Annotated in this window: 22 protein-coding genes; 14 read left to right on the top strand and 8 right to left on the bottom strand. The window is 60.6% G+C overall.

The features are described from left to right. Window positions 1-5: 5 nt before the first annotated feature. The 3 genes from ftsX to ftsY are packed head-to-tail and all read right to left on the bottom strand — an operon-like array spanning window position 6 to window position 3,234. The gene (gene ftsX / locus KGB29_RS09180; RefSeq protein WP_057712907.1) at window positions 6-1,028 is read right to left on the bottom strand and encodes a permease-like cell division protein FtsX; all 1,023 of its coding nucleotides are present in this window, start codon (window positions 1,026-1,028) and stop codon (window positions 6-8) included. Continuing rightward, a complete protein-coding gene (gene ftsE, locus KGB29_RS09175) occupies window positions 1,025-1,696 on the bottom strand; it encodes a cell division ATP-binding protein FtsE (protein WP_007975383.1) in 672 nt (223 codons plus the stop codon). The genes ftsX and ftsE overlap by 4 nt, the downstream gene beginning before the upstream one ends. Beyond that, the gene (ftsY, locus tag KGB29_RS09170; RefSeq protein WP_223511023.1) at window positions 1,693-3,234 is read right to left on the bottom strand and encodes a signal recognition particle-docking protein FtsY; all 1,542 of its coding nucleotides are present in this window, start codon (window positions 3,232-3,234) and stop codon (window positions 1,693-1,695) included. The genes ftsE and ftsY overlap by 4 nt, the downstream gene beginning before the upstream one ends. Before the next feature lie 342 nt (window positions 3,235-3,576). On the opposite strand from ftsY, the gene KGB29_RS09165 reads away from it, so the two are divergent. The 6 genes from KGB29_RS09165 to KGB29_RS09140 all read left to right on the top strand — a co-directional run bounded on the left by KGB29_RS09165 (window position 3,577) and on the right by KGB29_RS09140 (window position 10,462). Continuing rightward, window positions 3,577-4,932: a M16 family metallopeptidase gene (locus KGB29_RS09165; RefSeq protein ID WP_057712905.1), complete on the top strand. Its 1,356-nt coding sequence runs from the start codon at window positions 3,577-3,579 to the stop codon at window positions 4,930-4,932. Further along, complete coding sequence (locus tag KGB29_RS09160; protein WP_090451958.1) at window positions 4,925-6,415, top strand: M16 family metallopeptidase; 1,491 nt, start codon at window positions 4,925-4,927, stop codon at window positions 6,413-6,415. The genes KGB29_RS09165 and KGB29_RS09160 overlap by 8 nt, the downstream gene beginning before the upstream one ends. Beyond that, window positions 6,415-7,029 (top strand): 16S rRNA (guanine(966)-N(2))-methyltransferase RsmD, encoded by a 615-nt coding sequence (gene rsmD, locus KGB29_RS09155; RefSeq protein ID WP_150814820.1) that lies wholly within the window; start codon window positions 6,415-6,417, stop codon window positions 7,027-7,029. Before KGB29_RS09160 ends, rsmD begins: the two co-directional genes overlap by 1 nt. A 141-nt stretch (window positions 7,030-7,170) precedes the next feature. Continuing rightward, window positions 7,171-8,424: a M16 family metallopeptidase gene (locus tag KGB29_RS09150; protein ID WP_150814819.1), complete on the top strand. Its 1,254-nt coding sequence runs from the start codon at window positions 7,171-7,173 to the stop codon at window positions 8,422-8,424. 208 nt (window positions 8,425-8,632) lie between these two features. Further along, window positions 8,633-9,619 (top strand): hydrolase, encoded by a 987-nt coding sequence (locus KGB29_RS09145; RefSeq protein ID WP_150814818.1) that lies wholly within the window; start codon window positions 8,633-8,635, stop codon window positions 9,617-9,619. Between the two features lie 3 nt (window positions 9,620-9,622). Next, window positions 9,623-10,462, top strand: coding sequence for an AraC family transcriptional regulator (locus tag KGB29_RS09140; RefSeq protein ID WP_150814817.1), 840 nt, complete (start codon window positions 9,623-9,625; stop codon window positions 10,460-10,462). Window positions 10,463-10,583: 121 nt separating this feature from the next. Here KGB29_RS09140 and KGB29_RS09135 read toward each other — a convergent pair whose 3' ends face one another. Further along, window positions 10,584-11,438 carry a sulfurtransferase gene (locus KGB29_RS09135; protein WP_150814816.1) on the bottom strand — a complete coding sequence of 285 codons (855 nt, stop codon included), beginning with the start codon at window positions 11,436-11,438 and terminating at the stop codon, window positions 10,584-10,586. Window positions 11,439-11,470: 32 nt separating this feature from the next. After that, the gene (locus tag KGB29_RS09130; protein ID WP_150814815.1) at window positions 11,471-12,142 is read right to left on the bottom strand and encodes a TetR/AcrR family transcriptional regulator; all 672 of its coding nucleotides are present in this window, start codon (window positions 12,140-12,142) and stop codon (window positions 11,471-11,473) included. A gap of 145 nt (window positions 12,143-12,287) precedes the next feature. On the opposite strand from KGB29_RS09130, the gene KGB29_RS09125 reads away from it, so the two are divergent. The 5 genes from KGB29_RS09125 to KGB29_RS09105 all read left to right on the top strand — a co-directional run bounded on the left by KGB29_RS09125 (window position 12,288) and on the right by KGB29_RS09105 (window position 17,084). Further along, the gene (locus KGB29_RS09125; RefSeq protein ID WP_150814814.1) at window positions 12,288-13,718 is read left to right on the top strand and encodes a coniferyl aldehyde dehydrogenase; all 1,431 of its coding nucleotides are present in this window, start codon (window positions 12,288-12,290) and stop codon (window positions 13,716-13,718) included. A 28-nt stretch (window positions 13,719-13,746) separates the two neighbouring features. Beyond that, a complete protein-coding gene (locus tag KGB29_RS09120) occupies window positions 13,747-14,292 on the top strand; it encodes a twin-arginine translocation pathway signal protein (protein WP_150814813.1) in 546 nt (181 codons plus the stop codon). A gap of 152 nt (window positions 14,293-14,444) precedes the next feature. Further along, window positions 14,445-16,040 carry a GMC family oxidoreductase gene (locus tag KGB29_RS09115; protein WP_150814812.1) on the top strand — a complete coding sequence of 532 codons (1,596 nt, stop codon included), beginning with the start codon at window positions 14,445-14,447 and terminating at the stop codon, window positions 16,038-16,040. A gap of 115 nt (window positions 16,041-16,155) precedes the next feature. Then, on the top strand, window positions 16,156-16,635 hold the full coding sequence (gene coaD, locus KGB29_RS09110; RefSeq protein ID WP_046039203.1) for a pantetheine-phosphate adenylyltransferase: 480 nt from the start codon (window positions 16,156-16,158) through the stop codon (window positions 16,633-16,635). 197 nt (window positions 16,636-16,832) lie between these two features. Continuing rightward, a complete protein-coding gene (locus KGB29_RS09105) occupies window positions 16,833-17,084 on the top strand; it encodes a YfhL family 4Fe-4S dicluster ferredoxin (RefSeq protein ID WP_003195146.1) in 252 nt (83 codons plus the stop codon). A gap of 126 nt (window positions 17,085-17,210) precedes the next feature. Here KGB29_RS09105 and mutM read toward each other — a convergent pair whose 3' ends face one another. Continuing rightward, the gene (gene mutM, locus KGB29_RS09100; protein ID WP_150814810.1) at window positions 17,211-18,023 is read right to left on the bottom strand and encodes a bifunctional DNA-formamidopyrimidine glycosylase/DNA-(apurinic or apyrimidinic site) lyase; all 813 of its coding nucleotides are present in this window, start codon (window positions 18,021-18,023) and stop codon (window positions 17,211-17,213) included. Between the two features lie 42 nt (window positions 18,024-18,065). After that, window positions 18,066-18,935, bottom strand: coding sequence for an HDOD domain-containing protein (locus KGB29_RS09095; RefSeq protein ID WP_218544051.1), 870 nt, complete (start codon window positions 18,933-18,935; stop codon window positions 18,066-18,068). Between the two features lie 153 nt (window positions 18,936-19,088). On the opposite strand from KGB29_RS09095, the gene KGB29_RS09090 reads away from it, so the two are divergent. The 3 genes from KGB29_RS09090 to ilvD all read left to right on the top strand — a co-directional run bounded on the left by KGB29_RS09090 (window position 19,089) and on the right by ilvD (window position 23,147). Next, window positions 19,089-20,285 carry a class I SAM-dependent rRNA methyltransferase gene (locus tag KGB29_RS09090; RefSeq protein ID WP_057712894.1) on the top strand — a complete coding sequence of 399 codons (1,197 nt, stop codon included), beginning with the start codon at window positions 19,089-19,091 and terminating at the stop codon, window positions 20,283-20,285. Window positions 20,286-20,490: 205 nt separating this feature from the next. Next, on the top strand, window positions 20,491-20,949 hold the full coding sequence (locus tag KGB29_RS09085; protein ID WP_150814807.1) for an REP-associated tyrosine transposase: 459 nt from the start codon (window positions 20,491-20,493) through the stop codon (window positions 20,947-20,949). Between the two features lie 356 nt (window positions 20,950-21,305). Then, window positions 21,306-23,147, top strand: a complete 1,842-nt coding sequence (gene ilvD, locus KGB29_RS09080) for a dihydroxy-acid dehydratase (RefSeq protein WP_102670604.1) — start codon at window positions 21,306-21,308, stop codon at window positions 23,145-23,147. Between the two features lie 180 nt (window positions 23,148-23,327). Here ilvD and KGB29_RS09075 read toward each other — a convergent pair whose 3' ends face one another. Further along, window positions 23,328-23,615 (bottom strand): DUF6124 family protein, encoded by a 288-nt coding sequence (locus KGB29_RS09075; RefSeq protein WP_150815374.1) that lies wholly within the window; start codon window positions 23,613-23,615, stop codon window positions 23,328-23,330. Window positions 23,616-24,190 lie beyond the last annotated feature (575 nt).

The following is a 24,190-nucleotide window of genomic DNA, read 5'->3' as shown; positions in this document are numbered from 1 at the left end:
TGATACTACTTAGGCGCAAGCTCCCTCAGGTGGCGTGCGACTGCAATCCATGCACCGATATACCCCAACAGCACCGCGCCAAGCAAGAGAGACAGACCGTCGGCAACTGGCACTCCAGCCAGCGCAAAATCACTGCCGTACAAACCGGCCAGCCCCACCACCGCGTCGTTCAGCCAATCAAGGCCGAACGCCAGAACGCCCCAGGACAGAATCCCCGCACCGAAGCCATACAGCGCGCCCATATACAGAAAGGGCCTGCGCACATAGCTGTCAGTGCCGCCGACCAGTTTAATCACTTCTATCTCTGTGCGGCGGTTTTCAATATGAAGACGAATGGTATTGCCTATCACCAAAAGTAATGCAGAAACCAGAAGCACGGTCAGACCGAAGACAAAACGGTCACCCAGCTTGAGGATGGCTGCCAGACGCTCAACCCAGACTAAATCAAGTTGCGCCTGTTGTACCTTCGGCAGCTCGGATAGTTTTTGTCTTAATGCTTCAAGGGCCGGCTTGTCGACTTCAGTCGGCGTCACCAGGACCACGCCCGGCAGCGGGTTCTCCGGCAACTCCTTGAGCGCCTCGCCCAGCCCGGACTGTTGCTGGAACTCTTCCAGCGCCTGATCCCGGCCAACGTACTCGGCCTCGGCGACGCCAGGCATACCCTTGATCTGATCGCGCAGCGCTTCGCCTTCGGCCGGCTTGGCCTCAAGGTCCAGATACAGGGAAATCTGCGCCGCACGCTGCCAGGAACCACCCAGACGCTCGACGTTACTTAGCAAAAGTGACAGCCCCATGGGCAAACTCAGTGCTACCGCCATCACCATGCAGGTGAAGAAACTGCCGATAGGCTGCTTGCCCAGGCGGCGCAGGCTGTCCACCAGACTGGCGCGATGACTTTCGATCCAGGCGCGGAACAACGTGGCAAAGTCCGGCCCGTCGTCATCGTCGTGCTTTTTCTTTTGCGGCTGCGGATCGGCGGCCTTCGGGGCCACACGCTCGGAAACCTTGGGGCTACGTGTTGCACTCATACCGCAGCCTCCCCGTCACCGATCAATCGACCGCGTTGCAAGGTCAGCATGCGATGGCGCATGCGGGCGATCAGGGCCAGGTCGTGACTGGCGATCAGCACGCTGGTCCCCAGGCGATTGATGTCTTCGAACACACCCATGATCTCGGCGGCCAGGCGCGGGTCGAGGTTACCGGTCGGCTCATCCGCCAGCAGCAAGGCCGGACGATGAACGATGGCGCGGGCGATGCCGACGCGCTGCTGCTGACCGGTGGACAGGTCACCCGGGTACAGATCGGTTTTATCCGACAGCGCCACGCGCTCCAGTGCCGAGTCCACGCGCTTGGCGATCTCGGCCTTGGACAGCCCCAGGATCTGCAAAGGCAACGCGACGTTATTGAACACCGTGCGATCGAACAGCAACTGGTGATTCTGGAACACCACACCGATCTGCCGACGCAAGAAAGGAATCTGCGCGTTGCTGATGGTGCTCAGGTCTTGCCCGGCGAGCAGCAACTTGCCGCTGGTCGGGCGTTCCATCGCCAGCAACAGGCGCAACAGCGTGGATTTACCGGCGCCGGAATGGCCGGTGACAAACAAGAACTCGCCACGACGGACTCGAAAGCTCAGCTCATGCAAGCCGACGTGACCGTTCGGGTAGCGCTTACCGACCTGTTCGAAACGAATCATGAACGCTCCCGCTCGGCAAACAATGCCTGGACAAAGGGTTCTGCTTCAAAGGTACGCAAATCGTCGATGCCTTCGCCGACGCCAATGTAGCGGATCGGCAGGCCGAATTGCTTGGCCAGGGCGAAAATCACCCCGCCTTTGGCGGTACCGTCGAGCTTGGTCAGCGCCAGGCCGGTCAGTTCGACGGTCTGGTTGAATTGCTTGGCCTGGTTGATGGCGTTCTGGCCGGTGCCGGCGTCGAGCACCAACAGCACTTCGTGAGGTGCGTCGGCGTCGAGCTTGCCGATCACCCGACGAACTTTTTTCAGCTCTTCCATCAGGTTGTCTTTGGTGTGCAGGCGACCGGCGGTGTCGGCGATCAGCACATCGATGCCACGAGCCTTGGCGGCCTGCACGGCGTCGAAGATCACCGAGGCCGAGTCGGCACCAGTGTGCTGCGCGATCACCGGGATCTTGTTGCGCTCACCCCATACCTGCAATTGCTCCACCGCCGCGGCACGGAAGGTGTCGCCGGCGGCGAGCATGACTTTCTTGCCTTCCAGCTGCAGTTTCTTCGCCAGCTTGCCGATGGTGGTGGTCTTGCCGGCACCGTTGACGCCGACGACCAGAATCACGAACGGCTTGTTTTGCGAGGCGATTTTCAGCGGCTGCTCGACAGGCTTGAGCATCGCTGCCAGCTCGGCTTGCAGGGATTTGTACAGGGCATCGGCATCGGCCAGCTCCTTGCGCGCAACCTTCTGCGTCAGGCGCTGAATGATCACCGAGGTGGCTTCGACACCCACGTCGGCGGTCAGCAAACGGGTTTCGAGGTCTTCGAGCAACTCGTCATCAATGACCTTTTTGCCCAGGAACAGGCTGGCCATGCCTTCGCCGATACTGGCGCTGGTCTTGGACAGGCCCTGCTTGAGGCGGGCGAAGAAACCGGCTTTGGTTTCTTCGGTGCGTACCGGCTCGACCGGGGCTTCGACGGGCGCCGCGATCGGCTCAGGAATCGGAGCGGGTGCCGGTGCTTGAGCAACCGGAGCAACCGGAGCAACCGGAGCAACCGGAGCAACCGGAGCAACGAATACCGGAACCTCTGGCTGACTGACAACGGGCACAGGCTCGGCCACGACGACTGGCTGAACAATCGGTTCGACCACAGGCGCGTGAACCGGTGCAGGCGTAAACGCTGCCGGAGCCGGAATCGGTGGTGTCACGTGAGGAGCCAGGTCATTTTCGACCAATGCCACGGGTTCTTCGGCCACTGGCAGGGTCAACCACGGTTCGGCCGTCGGGACCGGAGGCTGTTCGGTGACGATTTCGCTGACTGGCTGGGGAACGGCTTCAACCTTGGGTTGCAGCGACGGCTCGGCAATCGGCAGAACAACCGGCGCGGGCGTTTCTTCTATTACCGGGACCGGCGTCGGCGCAGGTTCAGGAATGGCTTGTGGCTGTTCGACGACGGGTTCCTGCGGCTTTTTGCGCAGCCATCCGAACAGGCTTTTCTTCTCGCCAGCCGCAGCTGGGGTCTTCTTGTCGTCGTTGGAACCAAACATGGAGGACGGCTATCTCACGGTAGCGACGCGCCAATGGCGCCCCGGCAATTAAATATTCGATGCAGAACAGACTGCGATTGACCCAGCTTGTTCACGCGCAACATTTTGTCGAGGTGCGAACGGCACCTCACGGAAACGTTTTTACGAAGGACTAAAGCAGCAAAATCGGCGAAAAAGCAGAGTTTAGTTGATAAATTCCAACCTTCTGCTGCAAACCCATACAACCTGATCAAACGCAAAGGCCTGATAGGCGTGGCCGCCAGTAAAACGGATCAGTATCCTAGCACCCTCTCGCCCGCTGACGCTAAGAACAAGCGGGCAGCCCCAAAGGTTTGAAAACGAATGAATGCTCTTGCCCGCCGCGCCGCAGGCCTGCTGCTCAGCACAGTTTGCCTGCCCCTTTCGGCCCTGGCTGCCGACCCGCAACCCACCCACGAATTCACTCTCGACAATGGCTTGAAGGTGGTCGTGCGCGAAGACCACCGTGCGCCCGTGGTAGTTTCCCAGGTCTGGTACAAGGTCGGCTCCAGCTACGAGACACCGGGTAATACTGGCTTGTCCCACGCCCTGGAACACATGATGTTCAAGGGCAGCGAGAAAGTCGGCCCCGGCGAAGCCTCGCTGATCCTGCGCGACCTCGGCGCCGAAGAGAACGCATTCACCAGCGATGATTTCACCGCCTATTACCAGGTGCTGGCCCGGGATCGCCTGGGTGTGGCCTTCGAACTGGAAGCCGACCGCATGGCCAGCCTGCGCCTGCCGCCCGACGAGTTCGCCAAGGAAATCGAGGTCATCAAGGAAGAGCGTCGCCTGCGTACCGACGACAAGCCGATGGCCAAGGCCTACGAGCGTTTCAAGGCCATGGCTTACCCGGCAAGCGGCTATCACACGCCGACCATCGGCTGGATGGCCGACCTTGAGCGGATGAAAGTCGAAGAGCTGCGCCATTGGTACGAAACCTGGTACGTGCCTAACAACGCCACTCTGGTGGTGGTTGGCGATGTCACCCCGGACGAAGTCAAAACCCTGGCCCAACGCTATTTCGGCCCGATCGCCAAGCGTGAAGTGCCCGCCGCGAAAAAACCGCTGGAACTGGCCGAACCGGGCGAGCGCCAGATCACCCTGCACGTGCAGACCCAACTGCCTAGCCTGATGCTGGCCTTCAACGTGCCGAGCATCGCCACAGCCGAAGACAAGCGCCTGGTCAATGCCCTGCGCCTGATCTCGGCACTGCTCGACGGCGGCTACAGCGGACGTATCCCGACGCAACTGGAGCGCGGAGAAGAACTGGTGTCCGGCGGCTCGTCGAGTTACGACGCCTATACCCGTGGCGACAGTCTCTTCACCCTGTCGGCATCGCCAAACTCGCAGAAACACAAGACCATCGCCCAGGCGCAAGCCGGTTTGTGGAAGCTGCTCGACCAGCTGAAAACCACGGCGCCAACCGCTGAAGAGCTGGAGCGCGTACGCGCACAAGTCATCGCCGGCCTGGTCTTCGAGCGCGACTCGATCACCAGTCAGGCCACCGCCATCGGCCAACTGGAAACAGTCGGCCTGTCATGGAAACTGATGGACACCGAACTGGCCGATCTGGAAAGCGTCACGCCGGAAGATATCCAGAAAGCCGCCAAGCTGTATTTCACTCGCGAACGTCTCAGCGTCGCCCATGTACTGCCTCTGGAGACGACTCATGAGTGAGCGTAAACCCTCCCGCCTGGCCCTGATCGGCCTGATCGCCGTCACCGTTATCGGTTCCGCAGCGTTCTATTTGTCGCGCTCTGTCGAAACCAATGCCAGCGAAGCCCTCGACAAGGCCAAGGCCAGTCAGAAACTGCAGTCGCTGACCGAACTCAACGGCAAGGCACCGAACCACCGCAAGCTGGACGTGCAGACCTGGAACACCGCCGAAGGCACCAAGGTGCTGTTTGTCGAAGCCCATGAGCTGCCGATGTTCGACATGCGCCTGATCTTCGCTGCCGGTAGCAGCCAGGACGGCGATGCACCGGGCGTGGCGGTGTTGACCAACGCCATGCTCAACGAAGGCGTGGCCGGCAAAGACGTCGGTGCCATTGCCCAGGGCTTCGAAGGCCTGGGCGCCGATTTCGGCAACGGCGCGTTCAAGGACATGGCAATCGCTTCGCTGCGTAGCCTGAGTGCCAAGGACAAGCGCGAGCCGGCCCTGAAGCTGTTCGCCGAAGTCATCGGCAAGCCGACTTTCCCTGCCGATTCGCTGGCCCGCATCAAGAACCAGATGCTTGCCGGTTTCGAATACCAGAAACAGAACCCCGGCAAACTGGCGAGCCTGGAGCTGATGAACCGCTTGTACGGTGATCACCCGTATGCACACGCCAGCGACGGCACGGCGAAAACCGTACCGGCGATTACCCAGGCCCAGCTGCGTGCTTTCCACGAGAAAGCCTACGCAGCCGGTAACGTGGTGATCGCACTGGTCGGCGACCTGTCCCGCACGGAAGCCGAAGCGATTGCCGCCCAGGTTTCCGGCGCCCTGCCCAAAGGCCCGGCCTTGCCGAAAATTGCGCAACCCGCTGAGCCCAAGGCCAGCGTCGGCCATATCGAGTTCCCGTCCAAGCAAACCAACCTGATGCTCGCGCAACTGGGCATCGATCGCGATGACCCGGACTACGCGGCATTGTCCATGGGTAACCAGATTCTCGGTGGCGGCGGCTTCGGCACCCGCTTGATGAGCGAAGTGCGCGAGAAGCGTGGCCTGACTTACGGCGTGTATTCGGGCTTTACGCCGATGCAGGCGCGTGGCCCGTTCATGATCAACCTGCAAACCCGCGCCGAGATGAGCGAGGGCACCCTGAAACTGGTGCAGGATGTGCTGGCCGACTACCTTAAAACCGGCCCGACCGAAAAAGAGCTCGACGACGCCAAGCGCGAACTGGCCGGCAGCTTCCCGCTGTCCACCGCCAGCAACGCCGATATCGTCGGCCAACTGGGCGCCATCGGTTTCTACAACTTGCCGTTGAGTCACCTGGAGGACTTCATGCAACAGTCCCAGTCCCTGACCGTCGAGCAGGTCAAAGCCGCCATGAACAAACACCTGAGCACGAACAAGATGGTCATCGTCAGCGCTGGCCCGACCGTGCCGCAAAAGCCGTTACCGGCCCCTACTGATAAACCTTCCGAGCAGCCGCTCGGGGTTCCGGAGCATTAATGGCTACTCATTCGAAAAAACCTGCCCGCAACGTCCACAACGGCGTGAACCAGCTGCGCATCATCGGCGGCGAATGGCGCAGCCGGAAGCTGAGCTTCCCCGACGCCCCGGGCCTGCGCCCGACGCCGGACCGCGTGCGTGAAACCCTGTTCAACTGGCTCGCGCCTTACGTGCCGGGCGCCAAGGTGCTCGACCCGTTCACCGGCAGCGGCGCGCTGTTCCTCGAAGCCCTGTCCCGTGGCGCGGCCATGGGCCAGGCGCTGGACGCCAGCAGCATCGCGGTGTCCAGCCTGAAGGAACACCTGGGCACATTGCGCTGCACCAACGGCCAGGTCCAGACCGCCGACGCCCTGCGCTACCTGGAAACCCAGACCGCAACGGCCTACGACCTGGTGTTCCTCGATCCACCGTTCAACCAGAACCTGCTGCCCGCCGTTTGCAAGTTGCTCGAAGAGCGCCAATGGCTGGCCGAAGACGCCTGGGTGTACACCGAAAGCGAGTCGGCGCCGTCGACCCTGGGCCTGCCGCAGAACTGGCGCCTGCACCGGGAGCAGAAATCCGGGCGCGTGTATTACTCGTTGTGGCAGCGCCTCGCTGAAAAACCCGCTGAATAAAGCGCACGGGCAGGCCGCTGGCCTGCACGGCACAACGGCTGTTTCTTAAAACGCAACACATCTGAAGTGGTTTGTTTCTCTGTTTCTGGCTCATCGTAAACGTGCGAAATGTCTCGCATGGATGCAATGGATGATTAACGGATGAACAAGCTAATGACTGAACGAACGCCCAACCCCACCCATGAGTTCACCCTCGACAATGGCCTTAGGGTCATTGTCCGCGAGGATCACAGAACCCCTCAGGTCGGAATCACACTGGTTTTTGCCGTAGGAACTGATGACGAGCGCCCCGAAGACTTCGGGGTCACAGCTGTATTACAAGATGCACTGATGCGTGACTATGACGACTTCATCAAAGAGACCGGAGCCATTCATCAAAGCTTCGGAGGCTCTGTAAAGTTGAGCGACAGCCTACTGATCGCCCCCGAACACCTGGAAAGCGCTCTCAAAATCCAGTCGACCATCATGACGGACGAACTATCGGATGAATTGCTGCGCACCTGTCTGGACGAGGAACTTCTGCGCAACAAGGAAAAGTCCTTGTTCATATCTCCAGTCAGTTTCAGTCCGGAAATCGACGCACTGGTAACCACCGGGCATAGTTACTACAGGCCCCGGGAAACGATTGCCGACAATCTTGAACGACTGACCTTCGAACACCTCAGAAACTGGCGCCAGAACCGGTATTGCCCCAGTAATGCCTGCCTGGTGATTGTCGGCGATGTCGAGGCTGAAGAGGCAAAACGACTGGTCGAGCGACACTTTGGATCGGAGGACCAGCGTATCGCTCCCTTCAGGCCCTTGATAAAAGGACCGTCAGAACCCGGCTACCGCCAGATAACGCAATTTCTGGAAACCGAATACCCGCTGATGCTCGTCATATTCAACACACCTGGGATGGAGAACGCACCCGACCCGCAATCCGTCAGGGCACTGGAAGTATTGTCCTCCCTGCTTGAGTCCTCTGCACGCCTGAAGTCATTCGAGAATGACGACCGCTCTACAATCTTTGCGAATGTCTTTCGACTCTGTCGAGCCAATAATCAATTCACCCTCGCTTTCTACTTCAAGGGTGATCCGCAGCAAGCCGAAGCTGATCTGTGGGCATTACTGGATGACATCAAGCGCGTGCCGTTCACAGCCGAGGACATCGAACCCGCCATCGTTCAAGAAAGTACTACCCGACTGGCGCTCTACGACACCCCTCAAGGACACTCGAGTAGTATCGGCTATCTTTTTGGATCGGCTCAGCCATGGCAGTTGATCGATCTTGAGGTCGCGCAATTACGCAGCGTCACGGCGCAGGATATTCAGCACGCCGCCAACGCCTACTTCACTCGCGAACGCGCAACCGTGGCACATGTGTTTCCCATCGAGAAAAAGACCTCGGCGTAACGAAACCCCGGTGTAATCATCAGCCCCTGAAAACCAGCCCCTGTGCGACCATTGCGCAGGGGCTTCTCTTGCCGGTCGCGAACCCTCGTGGTTTATGGCAAGTTAGCAACTTGCGGCGAGCACCACACGCCCCATGAGTTCCTCTGCATTTCGCAAGCAGCGGTCTGCAATTGAACAGAATGTCTCACTACAAGCCCCCCCATTCCCCATGAAAACCTTCACCCCCGCCTTCGGCCTCGGCAATCCGCACTTGCAAACCTTGTGGGGGCCGCTGTGGCGTAAAACCGTGCACATCGGTCGCGAACGCGAGCGTCTATGGCTTGAAGACGGCGATTTTCTCGATCTCGACTGGCACGGCCCGCACAGCGCCGACGCACCGTTGGTGCTGGTATTGCACGGGCTCACCGGGTCCTCGAATTCGCCTTATGTCGCCGGCATGCAAAAAGCCCTGGGTGACCGAGGCTGGGCGAGCGTCGCACTGAACTGGCGCGGCTGTTCGGGCGAACCCAACCTGTTGCCGCGCAGCTACCATTCCGGCGCCAGCGAAGACCTGGCCGAAACCATCAGGCACTTGCGGGCCAAACGGCCTCTCGCGCCACTGTATGCGGTGGGTTACTCCCTGGGCGGTAATGTCCTGCTCAAGCATTTGGGCGAAACCGGCAGCGACAGCGGCGTGACGGGCGCCGTGGCGGTGTCGGTGCCGTTCTGCCTGGACCAGTGCGCCGACCGTATCGGGCAAGGCTTCTCCAAGGTTTACCAGGCGCATTTCATGCGCGAGATGGTCGCCTACATCAAGAACAAGCAGCGGCAATTCCAGCATGACGGACGCGAGGAGGGCCTGGCAGCCCTGGCGGCCCTCGGATCCCTGGAAAACATGCGCACGTTCTGGGATTTCGACGGACGCGTCACTGCACCACTGCACGGTTTCGCCGATGCCGAGGATTACTATCGCCGCGCCTCCAGCCGCTATTTCCTTGGCGAAATTCGTACGCCGACCTTGATGATTCAGGCCGCCGACGACCCCTTCGTGTTTCCCCACAGCCTGCCGCAGGTCGATGAGTTGTCCGCTTGCACGCAATTCGAACTGCAAGCCAATGGCGGGCATGTCGGCTTCGTCGACGGTACGCTCAGGCAACCGGGTTACTACCTGGAACGACGCATCCCCGAGTGGCTGGCCGCCATAGGGCGCTCTTGAATCATGGACGCTGACCAAGGCGAATCGATCCACTTCTGGCAAACCCCGCCACTGGCCGGGGTCGAGTTACTGTCCGCCCGCTACATCGACCATCGTTTCGCCCCACATGTGCATGACGGCTATGTGATCGGCATGATCATGGCCGGCGCCCAGCGTTATCGCTATCGCGGCGCCGAACACCTGGCGGGCAGCGGCACGCTGGTGCTGATCAACCCTGATGAACTGCACACCGGTCACAAAGGCACCGAGGATGGCTGGCTTTACCGGGCGTTCTATCCGGACAGCGGGCAGATGACCTCGCTGCTGGCCGAACTCGAACTGCCAACCCACCACTTGCCGGCCTTCGGTGCCACGCTGTATCGCGACCAGGATCTGGTGAACGGGTTCTGCCAACTTCACCGCTTGCTGGAAAGCCCCGCCAGCGCATTGCAGCAACAAACGGTCTGGCGTGAACTGGTGCTGTCGCTGTTGCAGCGTCATGCGGCGGTGCCTGATGCCGGCAAACCCGGCAAGGAACACCGGGCCGTGAGCCTGGCCAAGGAATTGCTGCACTCGCAATTGGCAGCACCGCCCTCACTGGAAGCGCTGGCGACGGCGGTCAATCTCTCGCCATTCCATTTCGCCCGGGTGTTCCGCCGGGCCACCGGCATGCCGCCGCACACCTGGCTGATGCAACAGCGCATCGCCCGGGCGCGGGCCTTGCTGCAAAGTGGTTGTCTGCCGCTGGAAGTCGCGATGCAACTGGGGTTTGCCGACCAGAGCCATCTGAGCCGGCAGTTCAAGCAGGTGTATGGGGTTGGACCGGGGGCGTATCGCACAGCCCGGCAGTTACCCGGATCCTGATAGCGACGAAACACCAATGTGGGAGCGGGCTTGCTCGCGAAAGCGGTGGTTCAGTCAACATCTTCTTTGACTGTCACACCGCTTTCGCGAGCAAGCCCACTCCCACAGGGTTATGTGGCGTTCATTCGCCGGTGGCAATGCCCCGCGCAGGCTCGTTGATCCACTCGCTCCACGACCCGGCATACAACGAACCCAACGGATAACCGGCCAGACACAACGCAAACAGGTTGTGGCACGCCGTCACGCCGGAACCGCAGTACGCCACCAGATCATTTGGCGAACGATCGCCCAGTTTCGCGGCAAAACGCTGCTTGAGCTGATCGGCCGACAGGAAGCGCCCGTCGCTGCCCAGGTTCTCGGTAAACGCAGCACACTGGGCGCCGGGGATGTGCCCGGCAATCGGATCGATCGGTTCCACCTCACCCTTGAAGCGCGGCAGTGCGCGGGCATCGAGCAGGGTCAGTTCCGGCCGTGCAAGGCGCTTTTGCAGCTGCTCGGCACTGATCAGCAACGCCGTATCAGGACTGCCGGTGAAGGAGCCACAGGGCATCGCCGGCGCATCCAGGCTCAGCGGCAAACCGGCCGCGTGCCAGGCCTTCAGACCGCCATCAAGGATGAACACACCGTCGCGCTTGCCCAACCATGCCAGCAACCACCAGGCCCGCGCCGCATAGGCCCCCGGACCGTCGTCATACAGAACCACTTCGCTATCGGCATTGATGCCAAAGGCTTGCAGGCGCTCGATCAGTTGCGCCGGCTCGGGCAACGGATGACGCCCGGTCACGCCCTTGACCACGGCGCCACTCAGGTCACGCTCGAGGTCGGCATAGCTCGAACCGGCGATGTGCCCTTCGGCATAGCTGCGCTGACCGTAATCCGGGTCTTCGAGGGCAAAACGACAATCCAGAATCACCAGCCCCGGCTGGTCCTTTTTCAGGTCCAGTGCTTGCGGGCTGATCAGTTGCGCAATGGGCATAGCGGGCTCCTGTGATTAACTCGGCCTTGATCCTACTGTACTTCTTCCAGTGCCTGGGCCAGGGGCACGTAAAACTCTTCGAACAAGGCGCTGACCGCATCGCGGGCCTGGTCCGTAACGAACCCGGCCTCCAGCACCAGCACCTGGTACACCCCGCGTTTAATGGCCTGCTCGCTCAAGTGGCTGGAGTTCTCCCGCGTGGTGCACAGGAAGCGCACCCAGGACGTGAGGATGATCCAGGCATTGAGCGTCAGGGACTCGATCTGCACCTTGTCCATCTTCAGGATGCCGGCGGCGACGAAACCTTCGTAGATCGCCGCCCCCTGTATCAGGCAGCGCTGGGAGAAACGTCGATAGCGGTCGGCCAGGTCCGGATCGCTGTCGAGCAAATGTTCGAGATCGCGATGCAGAAACCGGTAGCGCCACATCGCCGACAGCAGCTCCTTGAGGTAGAAGCGTTTGTCTTCCACCGTGGCGGCACGACCCTGGGGCGGGCGCAGGAAGCTGTCCACCAGGCTTTCGTACTCGCTGAACAGCACCGCGATGATCGCCTGCTTGTTCGGGAAGTGGTAGTACAGGTTGCCCGGGGAAATTTCCATATGGGCAGCGATGTGGTTGGTGCTGATGCTGCGCTCGCCCTGCTGGTTGAACAGCTCCAGGCTGTTCTGCACGATGCGCTCGCTGGTTTTGATCCGTGGGGCCATGGCTTGAGCTTTAATTCAGAGTGCGTTGACGGGCATCTTAGATCTATCCGCGAGCGGATAAAACAAAGCTGTTCCAGGATGTCATTTGACTTTTTAGAGCATAGACTCTAGAAAGTGCTTCATTACAATAAATCCGGAGCCGACCATGACTGCTGAAATTTCCTACCTGCAGAACCTACAGCAGCCGCTGGAAGAGCTTCAGGCCCTGTTCGACGCCCAGCGTGCCGCGTACGCCGCCAACCCGATGCCACCGGCCGCGCAGCGCCAGCAATGGCTCAAGGCGCTAAAGGATTTGTTGAGCAATGAACGCCAGGCCCTGATCGATGCGATCAGCCAGGACTTCAGCCATCGCAGCGCCGATGAAACCCTGCTCGCGGAACTGATGCCCAGCCTGCACGGCATCCATTACGCCAGCAAACACCTCAAGGGCTGGATGCGAGCCTCGCGACGCAAAGTGGGCGCCGCTTTCCAGCCGGCTTCGGCCAAAGTGGTTTACCAACCGCTGGGCGTGGTCGGGGTCATCGTGCCGTGGAACTACCCGCTGTATCTGGCCATCGGTCCGTTGGTCGGCGCGCTGTCGGCGGGCAATCGGGTGATGCTCAAGCTCAGTGAGTCGACCCCCGCGACCGGCCTGCTGATGAAGCAACTGCTGGCGCGAATCTTCCCCGAAGACCTGGTTTGCGTGGTCCTGGGCGAGGCTGATATGGGCGTGGCGTTTTCACGCCTGCCGTTCGATCACCTGCTGTTCACTGGCGCCACCAGCATCGGCAAACACGTCATGCGCGCCGCCGCGGAAAACCTGACCCCGGTGACCCTGGAACTGGGCGGCAAATCCCCGGCCATCGTTTCCCGGGATGTGCCGCTCAAGGACGCCGCCGAGCGCATCGCCTTCGGCAAGACCCTGAATGCCGGCCAGACCTGCGTGGCCCCGGACTATGTGCTGGTGCCGGAGAATCGCGTCGGAGCTTTCGTCGAAGCCTATCGCACAGCCGTCCGTGGGTTTTATCCGACGCTGGCCGACAACCCGGACTACACCGCGATCATCAATGAGCGACAACTGGCGCGTCTCAACGGCTACGTCAGTGACGCCACCAGCAAGGGTGCGTTGCTGATGCCGCTGTTCGACCAGGGCCAGGGCCGCCGCATGAGCCATAGCCTGCTGCTCAATGTCACGGACGAGATGACGGTGATGCAGGACGAAATCTTCGGGCCGCTGCTGCCGATCGTGCCGTACAAGGATCTGGAGCAGGCATTTGCCTATATCAACCAGCGCCCTCGCCCACTGGCGCTGTATTACTTCGGCTACGACAAGCGCGAACAACAGCGCGTGCTGCACGAAACCCATTCCGGCGGCGTGTGCCTGAACGACACCCTGCTGCACGTCGCCCAGGACGACATGCCGTTTGGTGGCATTGGTGCCTCGGGCATGGGCCACTATCACGGACATGAAGGGTTTCTGACCTTCAGCAAAGCCAAGGGCGTGTTGATCAAACAACGGTTCAACGCCGCGAAGTTGATCTATCCGCCGTACGGCAAGTCGATTCAGAAGCTGATCCAGAAGCTGTTCATCCGCTAACGATAATCACCGTCGGGTAATAACAATAATGACCCCCAGCCTGTCCGATACACCCGCGCTGTCACGGCGCGGGTTGCTTAAATTCAGCCTCGGCGCCACAGCTTTCCTCGCCACCGCCGGACTCGGAGCCAGCCTCAGCGGATGTTCGTCGAGCGTCCCGGCCAATGGCTTCGTCACGTTACGCAGCGGCGACCTGCTGTTTTTGCGGGCGCTGATCCCGGTCATGCTCGAGGGTGCCGTGACCGCCGAACGGATGCCCGAGGCTGTCGATGGCACGCTGAAAAGCCTGGATTACAGCCTGGCCCACCTGTCGCCGGAAATGCTCAAGCTGACTCAACAACTGTTCGATGTGCTGGGAATGGCCGTGACCCGCGGACCGCTGACCGGGATCTGGGGCAGCTGGGAAAACGCCAGTGCCAACGACATCCGAGCCTTTCTCGATCGCTGGGAAAACAGCTCGTTGAGCCTGTTGCGCATGGGCCACAGCTCCTTGCTGCAACTGGTGATGATGGCCTGGTACGGCCGCAAGGAATCGTGGGCGCATTGCGGGTATCCCGGGCCGCCAACCGTCTGATACCGAGTCGCCTCCATCGCGAGCAAGCTCGCTCCCACAGGTTTGAGGTGGCCGCACCTTTTGTGAACGACTCGATCCTGTGGGAGCGGGCTTGCCCGCGATAGCGTCAGCCGCTTCACCGCCTACTCCAACAATAAAAAGAGAATCCGAAAATGCCCGTACCCGATCCGTTCCGCGAAGGCATGGCCCGAGGCTGGAAAACCTACAACGGCTCGCAACTGACCCAGGACCTTACACTCGAAGCGGACGTGGCGATCATCGGCAGCGGTGCCGGCGGCGGCACCACCGCCGAAATCCTCAGCGCAGCCGGATACAAGGTATTGCTGATCGAGGAAGGCCCTCTCAAGACCAGCAGCGACTTCAAGCTGCTCGAAGATGAGGCCTACGCCAACCTTTATCAGGAAGGCATTGGCCGCATGAGCAAGGACGGCGCGATCACCATCCTCCAGGGCCGGGCGGTGGGCGGTACCACGCTGATCAACTGGACCTCAAGTTTCCGTACCCCGGAGCCGACCCTGGAACACTGGGCCAAAGAGCACAACGTCAAGGGCCACAGCCCGGCGGAAATGGCGCCGTGGTTCGAGAAAATGGAGCAACGCCTGGGCGTCGCGCCGTGGATGGTGCCGCCCAACGCCAACAACGATGTGATCCGCAAGGGCTGCGAAGCACTGAATTACTCATGGCACGTCATCCCGCGCAACGTTCGCGGCTGCTGGAACCTCGGATACTGCGGCATGGGCTGCCCGACCAACGCCAAGCAATCGATGATGGTCACCACCATTCCGGCGACACTGGAAAAAGGCGGTGAGCTGCTTTACCTGGCCCGCGCCGAAAAACTCACGATCAGCGGCGACAAGGTCACCGGCCTGCAATGTTCGGCGATGGATGAACGCTGCGTCGCACCGACCGGACGCACCATCACGGTCAAGGCGCGGCATTTCGTGCTGGCCGGTGGCGGCATCAACAGCCCGGCCTTGCTGATGCGTTCCGGGGCACCCGACCCGCACAAGCGCCTGGGCAAACGCACATTCCTGCACCCGGTAAACATGTCCGCCGCGTTGTTCGACGAAGTGGTCAACCCCTTCTACGGCGCGCCGCAGTCGATCTATTCCGACCATTTCCAATGGCAGGACGGCACCACGGGCAAAATGTCCTACAAACTGGAAGTCCCGCCTCTGCACCCGGCGCTGGCCACGACATTGCTCGGTGGTTTCGGCCAGGAAAACTCGCAACACATGGCCAATCTGGCCCATACCCACGCCATGCTGGCGTTGCTGCGGGACGGTTTTCACCCGGACAGCCCCGGTGGCAGCGTCGAATTGCGCAGCGATGACACGCCGGTGCTGGATTATCAGCTCTCGCCTTACGCCTGGGATGGATTGCGCCGGGCCTTCCATACCATGGCCGAGATCCAGTTTGCCGGTGGCGCCAAGGCCGTGATGCCGATGCACGCCGACGCCCGCTACGTGAAGACCCTCGCCGAAGCGCGCACGCTGATCGACGGCCTGAGCCTGGAGTTGTATCGCACACGCCTGGGCAGTGCCCATGTGATGGGCGGTTGCGCCATGGGTGAAGACCCGACAATCGCAGTGACCGACAGCCTCGGCCGGCATCATCAACTGGGCAATCTGTCGATCCACGACGGCTCGCTGTTCCCCACCAGCATTGGCGCCAATCCGCAGCTGTCGGTCTATGGACTGACGGCGCAACTGGCGACATCCCTGGCTGAACGTTTAAAAAACCCATGAAAATAACGATTATTCCCATCGTCTATAGTGCTTTCTTACCCAACAGGCGACTTGGCCGACCGGGAAGGCTGCGATACCATCCGACTCCCCAACGGATTCCCGCCAGGACGACGCGATGAACCGAGTGTTGTACCCAGGTACCTTCGACCCTATTACCAAGGGCCATGGCGATCTGGTCGAACGCGCCTCGCGCCTGTTCGATCACGTGATCATCGCCGTCGCCGCGAGCCCGAAGAAAAACCCGCTGTTTCCTCTGGAACAACGGGTAGAACTGGCGCGCGAGGTGACTAAACATCTGCCGAACGTTGAAGTCGTCGGCTTCTCGACGCTACTGGCGCACTTCGCCAAAGAGAAGAATGCCAACGTGTTCCTGCGTGGTTTGCGCGCGGTGTCGGACTTCGAATACGAATTCCAGCTGGCCAACATGAACCGCCAGTTGGCGCCGGACGTGGAAAGCCTGTTCCTGACCCCGTCCGAGCGTTATTCGTTCATTTCCTCGACGCTGGTCCGTGAAATCGCAGCCCTGGGCGGCGATATCACCAAGTTCGTGCACCCTGTGGTGGCGGACGCACTGACCGAACGCTTCAAGAAGTAATCTGTAGAAGCGAGCCTGCTCGCGATGGACGTCAACGATAACGCGGGAAACCTGACACCCCGCGGCGTTCTCGGCTTCATCGCCAGCAGGCTGGCTCCTACAGTACGTCGCACCTGCGTGCAACGCAGGCGCCAATGCGGCACAATTAGACGCATTGGTTTATTGCGCCCGGGCCTGCCGCCCCGGCTGGAGTTAGCATGTCCCTGATCATCACCGACGATTGCATCAACTGCGACGTCTGCGAACCCGAGTGCCCGAACGCCGCCATTTCCCAAGGCGAAGAGATCTACGTGATCGACCCGAACCTGTGCACCCAGTGTGTCGGCCACTACGACGAACCGCAGTGCCAGCAAGTCTGCCCGGTGGATTGCATTCCACTGGACGAAGCTCATCCGGAGACTGAAGAACAGTTGATGGAGAAGTACCGCAAGATTACCGGCAAGGCTTAAGTCATTCGGCGACTTTCAGGCCGCCTTCGCGAGCAAGCCCGCTCCCACATCTGGAATGCGTTCCCCCTGTGGGAGCGGGCTTGCTCGCGAAGGCGTCATCAGCCTCACTGAAGCTGTAACTGACTGTCAGCTCTGGCAGCGCGGGCAAAAAACGCTGGCACGCTGCCCGAGTTTCACTTCCCGAAGGCCCGTGCCACAGACCTTGCAGTGCTCACCACCACGGCCGTACACGAACAGTTCCTGCTGGAAATAACCAGGCTGACCGTCGCCACCGATAAAGTCCCGCAGCGTGGTACCACCGCGCTCGATAGCGGCCGCCAGGATGCGCTTGATCTCGATGGCCAGCTTCAAGTAACGCGCACGGGAAATGCTCTTGGCTTCGCGACGCGGGTCGATCCCGGCAGCGAACAACGCTTCGGTCGCGTAGATATTGCCGACGCCCACCACTACCGCGTTATCCATGATGAACGGCTTGACCGCCATCGAACGTCCACGGGACAGCTGGAACAGGCGCTCGCCGTCGAACAGGTCGGTCAGTGGTTCCGGCCCCAGGCGGATCAGCAATTCGTGATTGAGCGGGGCGAGGCTCCAGAGCATTGCGCCGAAACGCCGTGGGTCGGTGTAACGCAAGGCCAGACCCGACTCCAGTTCGATGTCCACATGCTCATGCTTGGCCGCCGGCAGCCCGGCCTCCACCAGACGCAAATTGCCTGACATGCCCAAATGGCTGATCAAGGTGCCGACTTCGGCATTGATCAGCAGGTACTTGGCGCGACGCTCCACCAGTACGATGCGCTGCCCGGACAACCGCACATCAAGGTCCTCTGGAATTGGCCAGCGCAAGCGGCGTTCACGCACGATCACCCGGCTGACCCGCTGGCCTTCCAGGAACGGCGCGATACCGCGACGGGTGGTTTCGACTTCTGGCAATTCAGGCATGGTGCTCTCGGATCAGGCGCATGGCCTGGAAGGTTCCGACACTCAGCGATGAGTGCCGAGGTCGCGGATCGTCTGTTTGAGGGTCTCGAAGTCGTAGTCCGAGAGGCCGACATAATCGAGCACCAGCGGCGCGATGCTGCTCCACTCGTGATCTTCGGCCTGATTGCCCAGCACCCGGTACGACGCGCAAATATGCTCGGCCATCTTCAGGATCGCCAGCAGGTTCTTCAACGAACTGTTGCGCGAAGATTCATCACTGAATATCGCCAGGGCATTGTGGTGATTGGCGATCGCAGCACTCACATGTTCCGGCAGACGCCAGGACTTGGCCGTGTAATACCCGACCACCGAGTGATTGGTATTGAACACCTGATTCTCCGTGTCCACCACCCGGCATTCGGCGCTGGCGTTGGCATAGGCCTGCTCCAGAACGCCCATGTAGTCGGGGAAACGCTGGAGCATCAAGGGCACGCCGCAGTCGTGGAACAGGCCCAGGGCATACGCTTCATCGCCATTTTCAATGCCGATGCGCTTGGCCAGGGTCAGACAGGTCATGGCCACGTCCTGAGCGGTGTCCCAGAAACGGTTCAGGGTGACAATGGTGTCGTCATTCATCTCGCCCTTGATCGACTGCGCATTGATCAGGTTGATGATTGAACGGCTGCCCAGCAGGTTCACCGCGCGCTGGATCGAAGCAATCTTGTTGCTCAGCCCGTAATACGGCGAATTGACGATCTTCAGCAGGGAACCGGAAAGTCCCGGATCCTGGGAGATCAGCTTGGCGATGACTTCCAGATCCGGGTCGGGCATGTACTGCTCCATCTGCAAATCCACCATGATTTGCGGCTGGGCCGGTACGCTGATGCCCTGCAGGGCTTGTTGGATCTGTTCGGAAGTCAGCTCTTGGGACATGTGTGCACACTCTGGGTCAGACGGCGATTCTAACCTTTATGAAGTTGGATCCGACATACCAAATCGCAAGACAACCCTCGCCACATGTCCACTTGCAGGCCAATCCGGGGCCTCAACACGCTATACTCCCGCTCTTTTTTCCGGAGCGACGACATGTCCCTGCCTAGCCTGCGCCTCAAAGCCAACGCCGACCGTCGTCTGCGCAACGGTCACTTGTGGGTCTACAGCAACGAAATCGATGTAGCCGCTACGCCTTTGCACGGTTTCAAGGCCGGCGACCAGGCGATCCTCGAAGCCGCCGGCGGCAAGCCTCTGGGCATCGTCGCCATGAGCCCGAACAACCTGATCTGCGCCCGTTTGCTGTCGCGCGACATCAAGCTGCCGCTGGACAAATCGCTGCTGGTGCACCGCCTGAACGTGGCCCTGTCCCTGCGCGAGCGCCTGTTCGACAAGCCGTTCTATCGCCTGGTCTACGGCGATTCCGACCTGCTGCCAGGCCTGGTGGTTGACCGTTTCGGCGACATCCTGGTGGTGCAGATCGCATCGGCGACCATGGAAGCCCATAAAGACGACGTGATCGCGGCGCTGACCCAAGTGCTCAAGCCAAGCGGCATTCTGTTCAAGAACGACTCCGCTGCCCGTGACGCCGAAGGCCTCAACCGCTACGTCGAAACCGTGTTCGGCCTGGTGCCGGAGTGGGTTGCCCTCGAAGAGAACGGCGTGAAATTCGAAGCGCCAGTCATCCAGGGTCAGAAAACCGGCTGGTTCTACGACCACCGCATGAACCGCGCACGCCTGGCGCCTTATGCCAAGGGCAAGCGCGTACTGGACCTCTACAGCTACATCGGTGGCTGGGGCGTGCAGGCTGCCGCGTTCGGCGCCAGTGAAGTGTTCTGCGTCGATGCGTCGGCCTTCGCCCTCGACGGCGTCGAGCGCAACGCCGCGCTGAACGGCTTCGCCGAAAAAATGACCTGCATCGAAGGCGACGTGTTCGAAGCCCTCAAAGAGCTGAAAGCCAGCGAAGAACGCTTCGACGTGATCGTGGCCGACCCGCCGGCGTTCATCAAACGCAAGAAAGACATGAAAAACGGCGAAGGCGCCTACCGCCGCCTGAACGAGCAAGCCATGCGCCTGCTGACCAAGGACGGCATCCTGGTCAGCGCATCCTGCTCGATGCACCTGCCGGAAGACGACCTGCAGAACATCCTGCTGACCAGCGCCCGCCACCTGGACCGCAATATCCAGATGCTAGAGCGCGGCGGCCAGGGTCCGGATCATCCGGTGCATCCGGCCATCCCGGAAACCCGCTACATCAAGAGCATTACCTGCCGGTTGTTGCCAAACAGCTAACAACACAGACCACTGTAGGAGCGAGCTTGCTCGCGATGGTCGTCAACGATAACGCGGGGAACCTGATGCCCCGCGGCGTTCTCGGGTTCATCGCGAGCAGGCTCGCTCCTACAGGTGCAGGACACATTCTGTTCCACTGTCAAAACGACAACCGCTCGCCCCACGCCTACCGTTTTCTCTTCATATCTTCGAAGAGGACAACGGAATGTCCAACACGCCAAATGCCCATCGATTACGCGCAGGCCGTTTCTCGCAACCCGGTCGGATCTACCACCTGACCGCAGTCACCCATGAACGACAACCGATCTTCCAGGATTGGCGCACTGGCCGCTTTTTGGTGCACGAGTTCAGAAGGGCTCAGGAGGCCGGCTTTGCCACGTCTATAGCTTGGGTGGTCATGCCCGATCACTTTCACTGGCTGGTTGAATTGCACAGCGGTGATTTGCCGAAGCTGGTGCAATCCACCAAATCTCGTTGCACTCGACTCATTAATCAGAAGCGAGGCCATTGTGCCGCTGTATGGCAAAAAGGCTACTTCGACCGGGCCCTGCGCCGCGAGGAAGACCTGAAAGCAGCAGCCCGATACATCATCGCCAACCCTTTGCGTGCCGGGCTTGTGACTCGGGTTGGAGACTACCCACTGTGGGACGCCATCTGGCTCTGATGCACAACGCTAATCCCTGTAGGAGCGAGCTCGCTCGCGATGGTGGTCAACGATGACGCGGGAAGCCTGGCACCCCGCAGCGTTCTCGGGTTCGTCGCGAGCAAGCTCGCTCCTACAGGGGTGGTCGCCGAACGTCTTGTGAATGCTTGCAGCCATTCCCTCCAGCCGCCAGCCGTGTAGAATCGCGAACATTCATCGCCAGTCATCCCCGGCGGGTTTATGAGCTCAAGCTGAAGCGCGCGGCGATCCCGCAAAGTTATCGGCAACTTCCGGACACGCGGCCATTTCTGAGTGTTCCAGACGTCAATAGAAGCTCACTTCCCTTTTGATACCTGATTAGCCGCCCGGAGTGCTTCATGCCTGATTACCGCTCGAAAACATCCACCCACGGCCGCAACATGGCCGGCGCCCGCGCTCTGTGGCGCGCCACGGGGATGAAAGATGACGACTTCAAGAAGCCGATCATCGCCATTGCCAACTCCTTCACCCAGTTCGTACCGGGCCACGTCCACCTCAAGGACCTGGGCCAACTGGTCGCCCGCGAGATCGAACGCGCTGGCGGTGTGGCAAAAGAATTCAACACCATCGCCGTGGACGACGGCATCGCCATGGGCCACGACGGCATGCTGTATTCGCTGCCGAGTCGCGAGATCATCGCCGACTCCGTCGAGTACATGGTCAACGCCCACTGCGCCGACGCCATCGTGTGCATCTCCAACTGCGACAAGATCACCCCTGGCATGCTGATGGCGTCACTGCGCCTGAACATCCCGGTGATCTTCGTCTCCGGCGGCCCGATGGAAGCCGGCAAGACCAAACTCGCTTCCCACGGCCTCGACCTGGTCGACGCCATGGTGATCGCCGCCGACTCCAGCGCTTCTGACGAGAAAGTCGCCGAGTACGAGCGTAGCGCCTGCCCGACCTGCGGTTCGTGCTCCGGCATGTTCACCGCCAACTCGATGAACTGCCTGGTCGAAGCTCTGGGTCTGGCATTGCCGGGCAACGGTTCGACCCTGGCCACCCACAGCGACCGCGAGCAGCTGTTCCTGCAGGCCGGCCGCACCATCGTCGAGCTGTGCAAGCGTTACTATGGCGAGAACGACCAGTCGGTACTGCCGCGCAACATCGCCAACTTCCAGGCATTCGAAAACGCCATGACCCTGGACATCGCCATGGGCGGTTCCACCAACACCATCCTGCACTTGCTGGCTGCCGCCCAGGAAGCCGAGATCGATTTCGACCTGCGCGACATCGACCGTCTTTCTCGCAACGTGCCACAACTGTGCAAGGTCGCGCCGAACATCCAGAAGTACCACATGGAAGACGTGCACCGTGCCGGCGGGATCTTCAGCATCCTCGGTTCGCTGGCCCGTGGTGGCTTGCTGCACACCCAGCTACCGACCGTGCACAGCCGCAGCATGGAAGAAGCCATCGCCAAGTGGGACATCACCCAGACCACCGACGAAGCCGTGCACCACTTCTTCAAGGCCGGTCCTGCGGGCATCCCGACGCAAACCGCGTTCAGCCAGTCGACCCGTTGGGAAACCCTGGACGACGACCGTGAAAACGGCTGCATCCGCAGTGTCGAGCACGCCTACTCGCAAGAAGGCGGCCTGGCCGTCCTCTACGGCAACATCGCTCTGGATGGCTGTGTGGTGAAAACCGCTGGCGTCGACGAATCGATCCACGTGTTCGAAGGCAACGCGAAGATCTTCGAAAGCCAGGACAGCGCCGTACGCGGCATCCTCGCCGACGAAGTGAAAGAAGGCGACATCGTCATCATTCGCTACGAAGGCCCGAAAGGCGGCCCGGGCATGCAGGAAATGCTCTACCCGACTTCGTACCTGAAATCCAAAGGCCTGGGCAAAGCCTGCGCCCTGCTCACCGACGGTCGTTTCTCCGGCGGTACTTCCGGTCTGTCCATCGGCCACGCTTCGCCTGAAGCGGCTGCCGGCGGCGCGATTGGCCTGGTGCAGGACGGCGACAAAGTGCTGATCGACATTCCGAACCGCTCGATCAACCTGTTGGTCAGCGACGAAGAACTGGCGGCACGCCGGGTCGAGCAGGACAAGAAAGGCTGGAAACCGGTGGAAGTGCGTCCACGTAAAGTGACCACCGCCCTGAAAGCCTACGCCCTGCTGGCCACCAGCGCCGACAAGGGTGCTGTGCGTAACAAGGCGATGCTCGACGGGCTGTAAGGCTTAACCGTTGAACAAAAAATGCCCCGCCAAGTGCGGGGCATTTTTGTTTCTGCCGGTCACCTTTCACCTGTAGGAGCGAGCCTGCTCGCGATGGACTGGAGAACGCCGCTGGGTGTCAGGCTTCCAGCGTTATCGTTGACGACCATCGCGAGCAGGCTCGCTCCTACAAGGGCAGAACTATTCCTGCGGATCGAGATTATCGAGAGCCTGATTCACCGCCAGCTCGCCCAGCATGATGACCTGCGCAATCCCCAGCATCGTGCTGCGTTGGGAGCCTTCCAGCAGGCCGGCGAAGTCGCTGGCCATGACATTGGCCGAGGCGAGGGATTCGCAGGCGTGGGCCAACAGGGTTTCGGTGTCGAGGCCCGGTGCGATGAGGAATGTTCGGCTGGGTTTTCGTGGGGTGGCGTTGATTTGGGTGGAAAGGTTGTTGGTGTCCGGCGGATCGGGGGTGATTTTCAGCATTGATGAAACTCCCAAATGTATAAAGAGGAGCCATCGACCTCGCTACCAAACGAAGGGTGATGGCCATACGCAGGTTGGTAGACCGGACATTTGGAAACCGGCGCACCCGAAGGCGCCCTACGCATGGCCACCATAAATCACGGGCTTCAAAGAAACCCTATATGAGGTGACGCAATGCGCCGAATGTCCGGGCTACCAAACCCGATCGCTGATGTTCAGCGACAGGTAGACGGTAGAGTCCGGGAGTAAGGCGCACAAGCCGGCGGATTCTGGCGTAGTCGTAGTCCCTTACGCAAGAAAGCGTAGGTTGCGACTGTCAGGAGATGGCGATCAAACAGAGGCTTTCATTGCACCGACTGGCCTCTTCGCGAGCAAGCCCGCTCCCACAGGGGATCTGCTTTGATCACTGGATTGGGGAACAACACTGATCAAACTGTAGGAGCGAGCTTGAACTGGCCTAATAATTCCGGACACCTCTTAAGGGCGATATGATTTCGCCAACTTGGAGGTTCCATGAACGAAAGAAAGGTCTATACCCGCGAGTTCAAGCTGCATGCTGCCAGCATGGTGCTTGA

Source organism: Pseudomonas sp. BF-B-30, assembly GCF_019956305.1.
GTDB lineage: Bacteria > Pseudomonadota > Gammaproteobacteria > Pseudomonadales > Pseudomonadaceae > Aquipseudomonas > Aquipseudomonas jessenii.
Note: the sequence above shows the minus strand (reverse complement) of the source record. Positions and strands in the feature narration are given on the sequence as shown.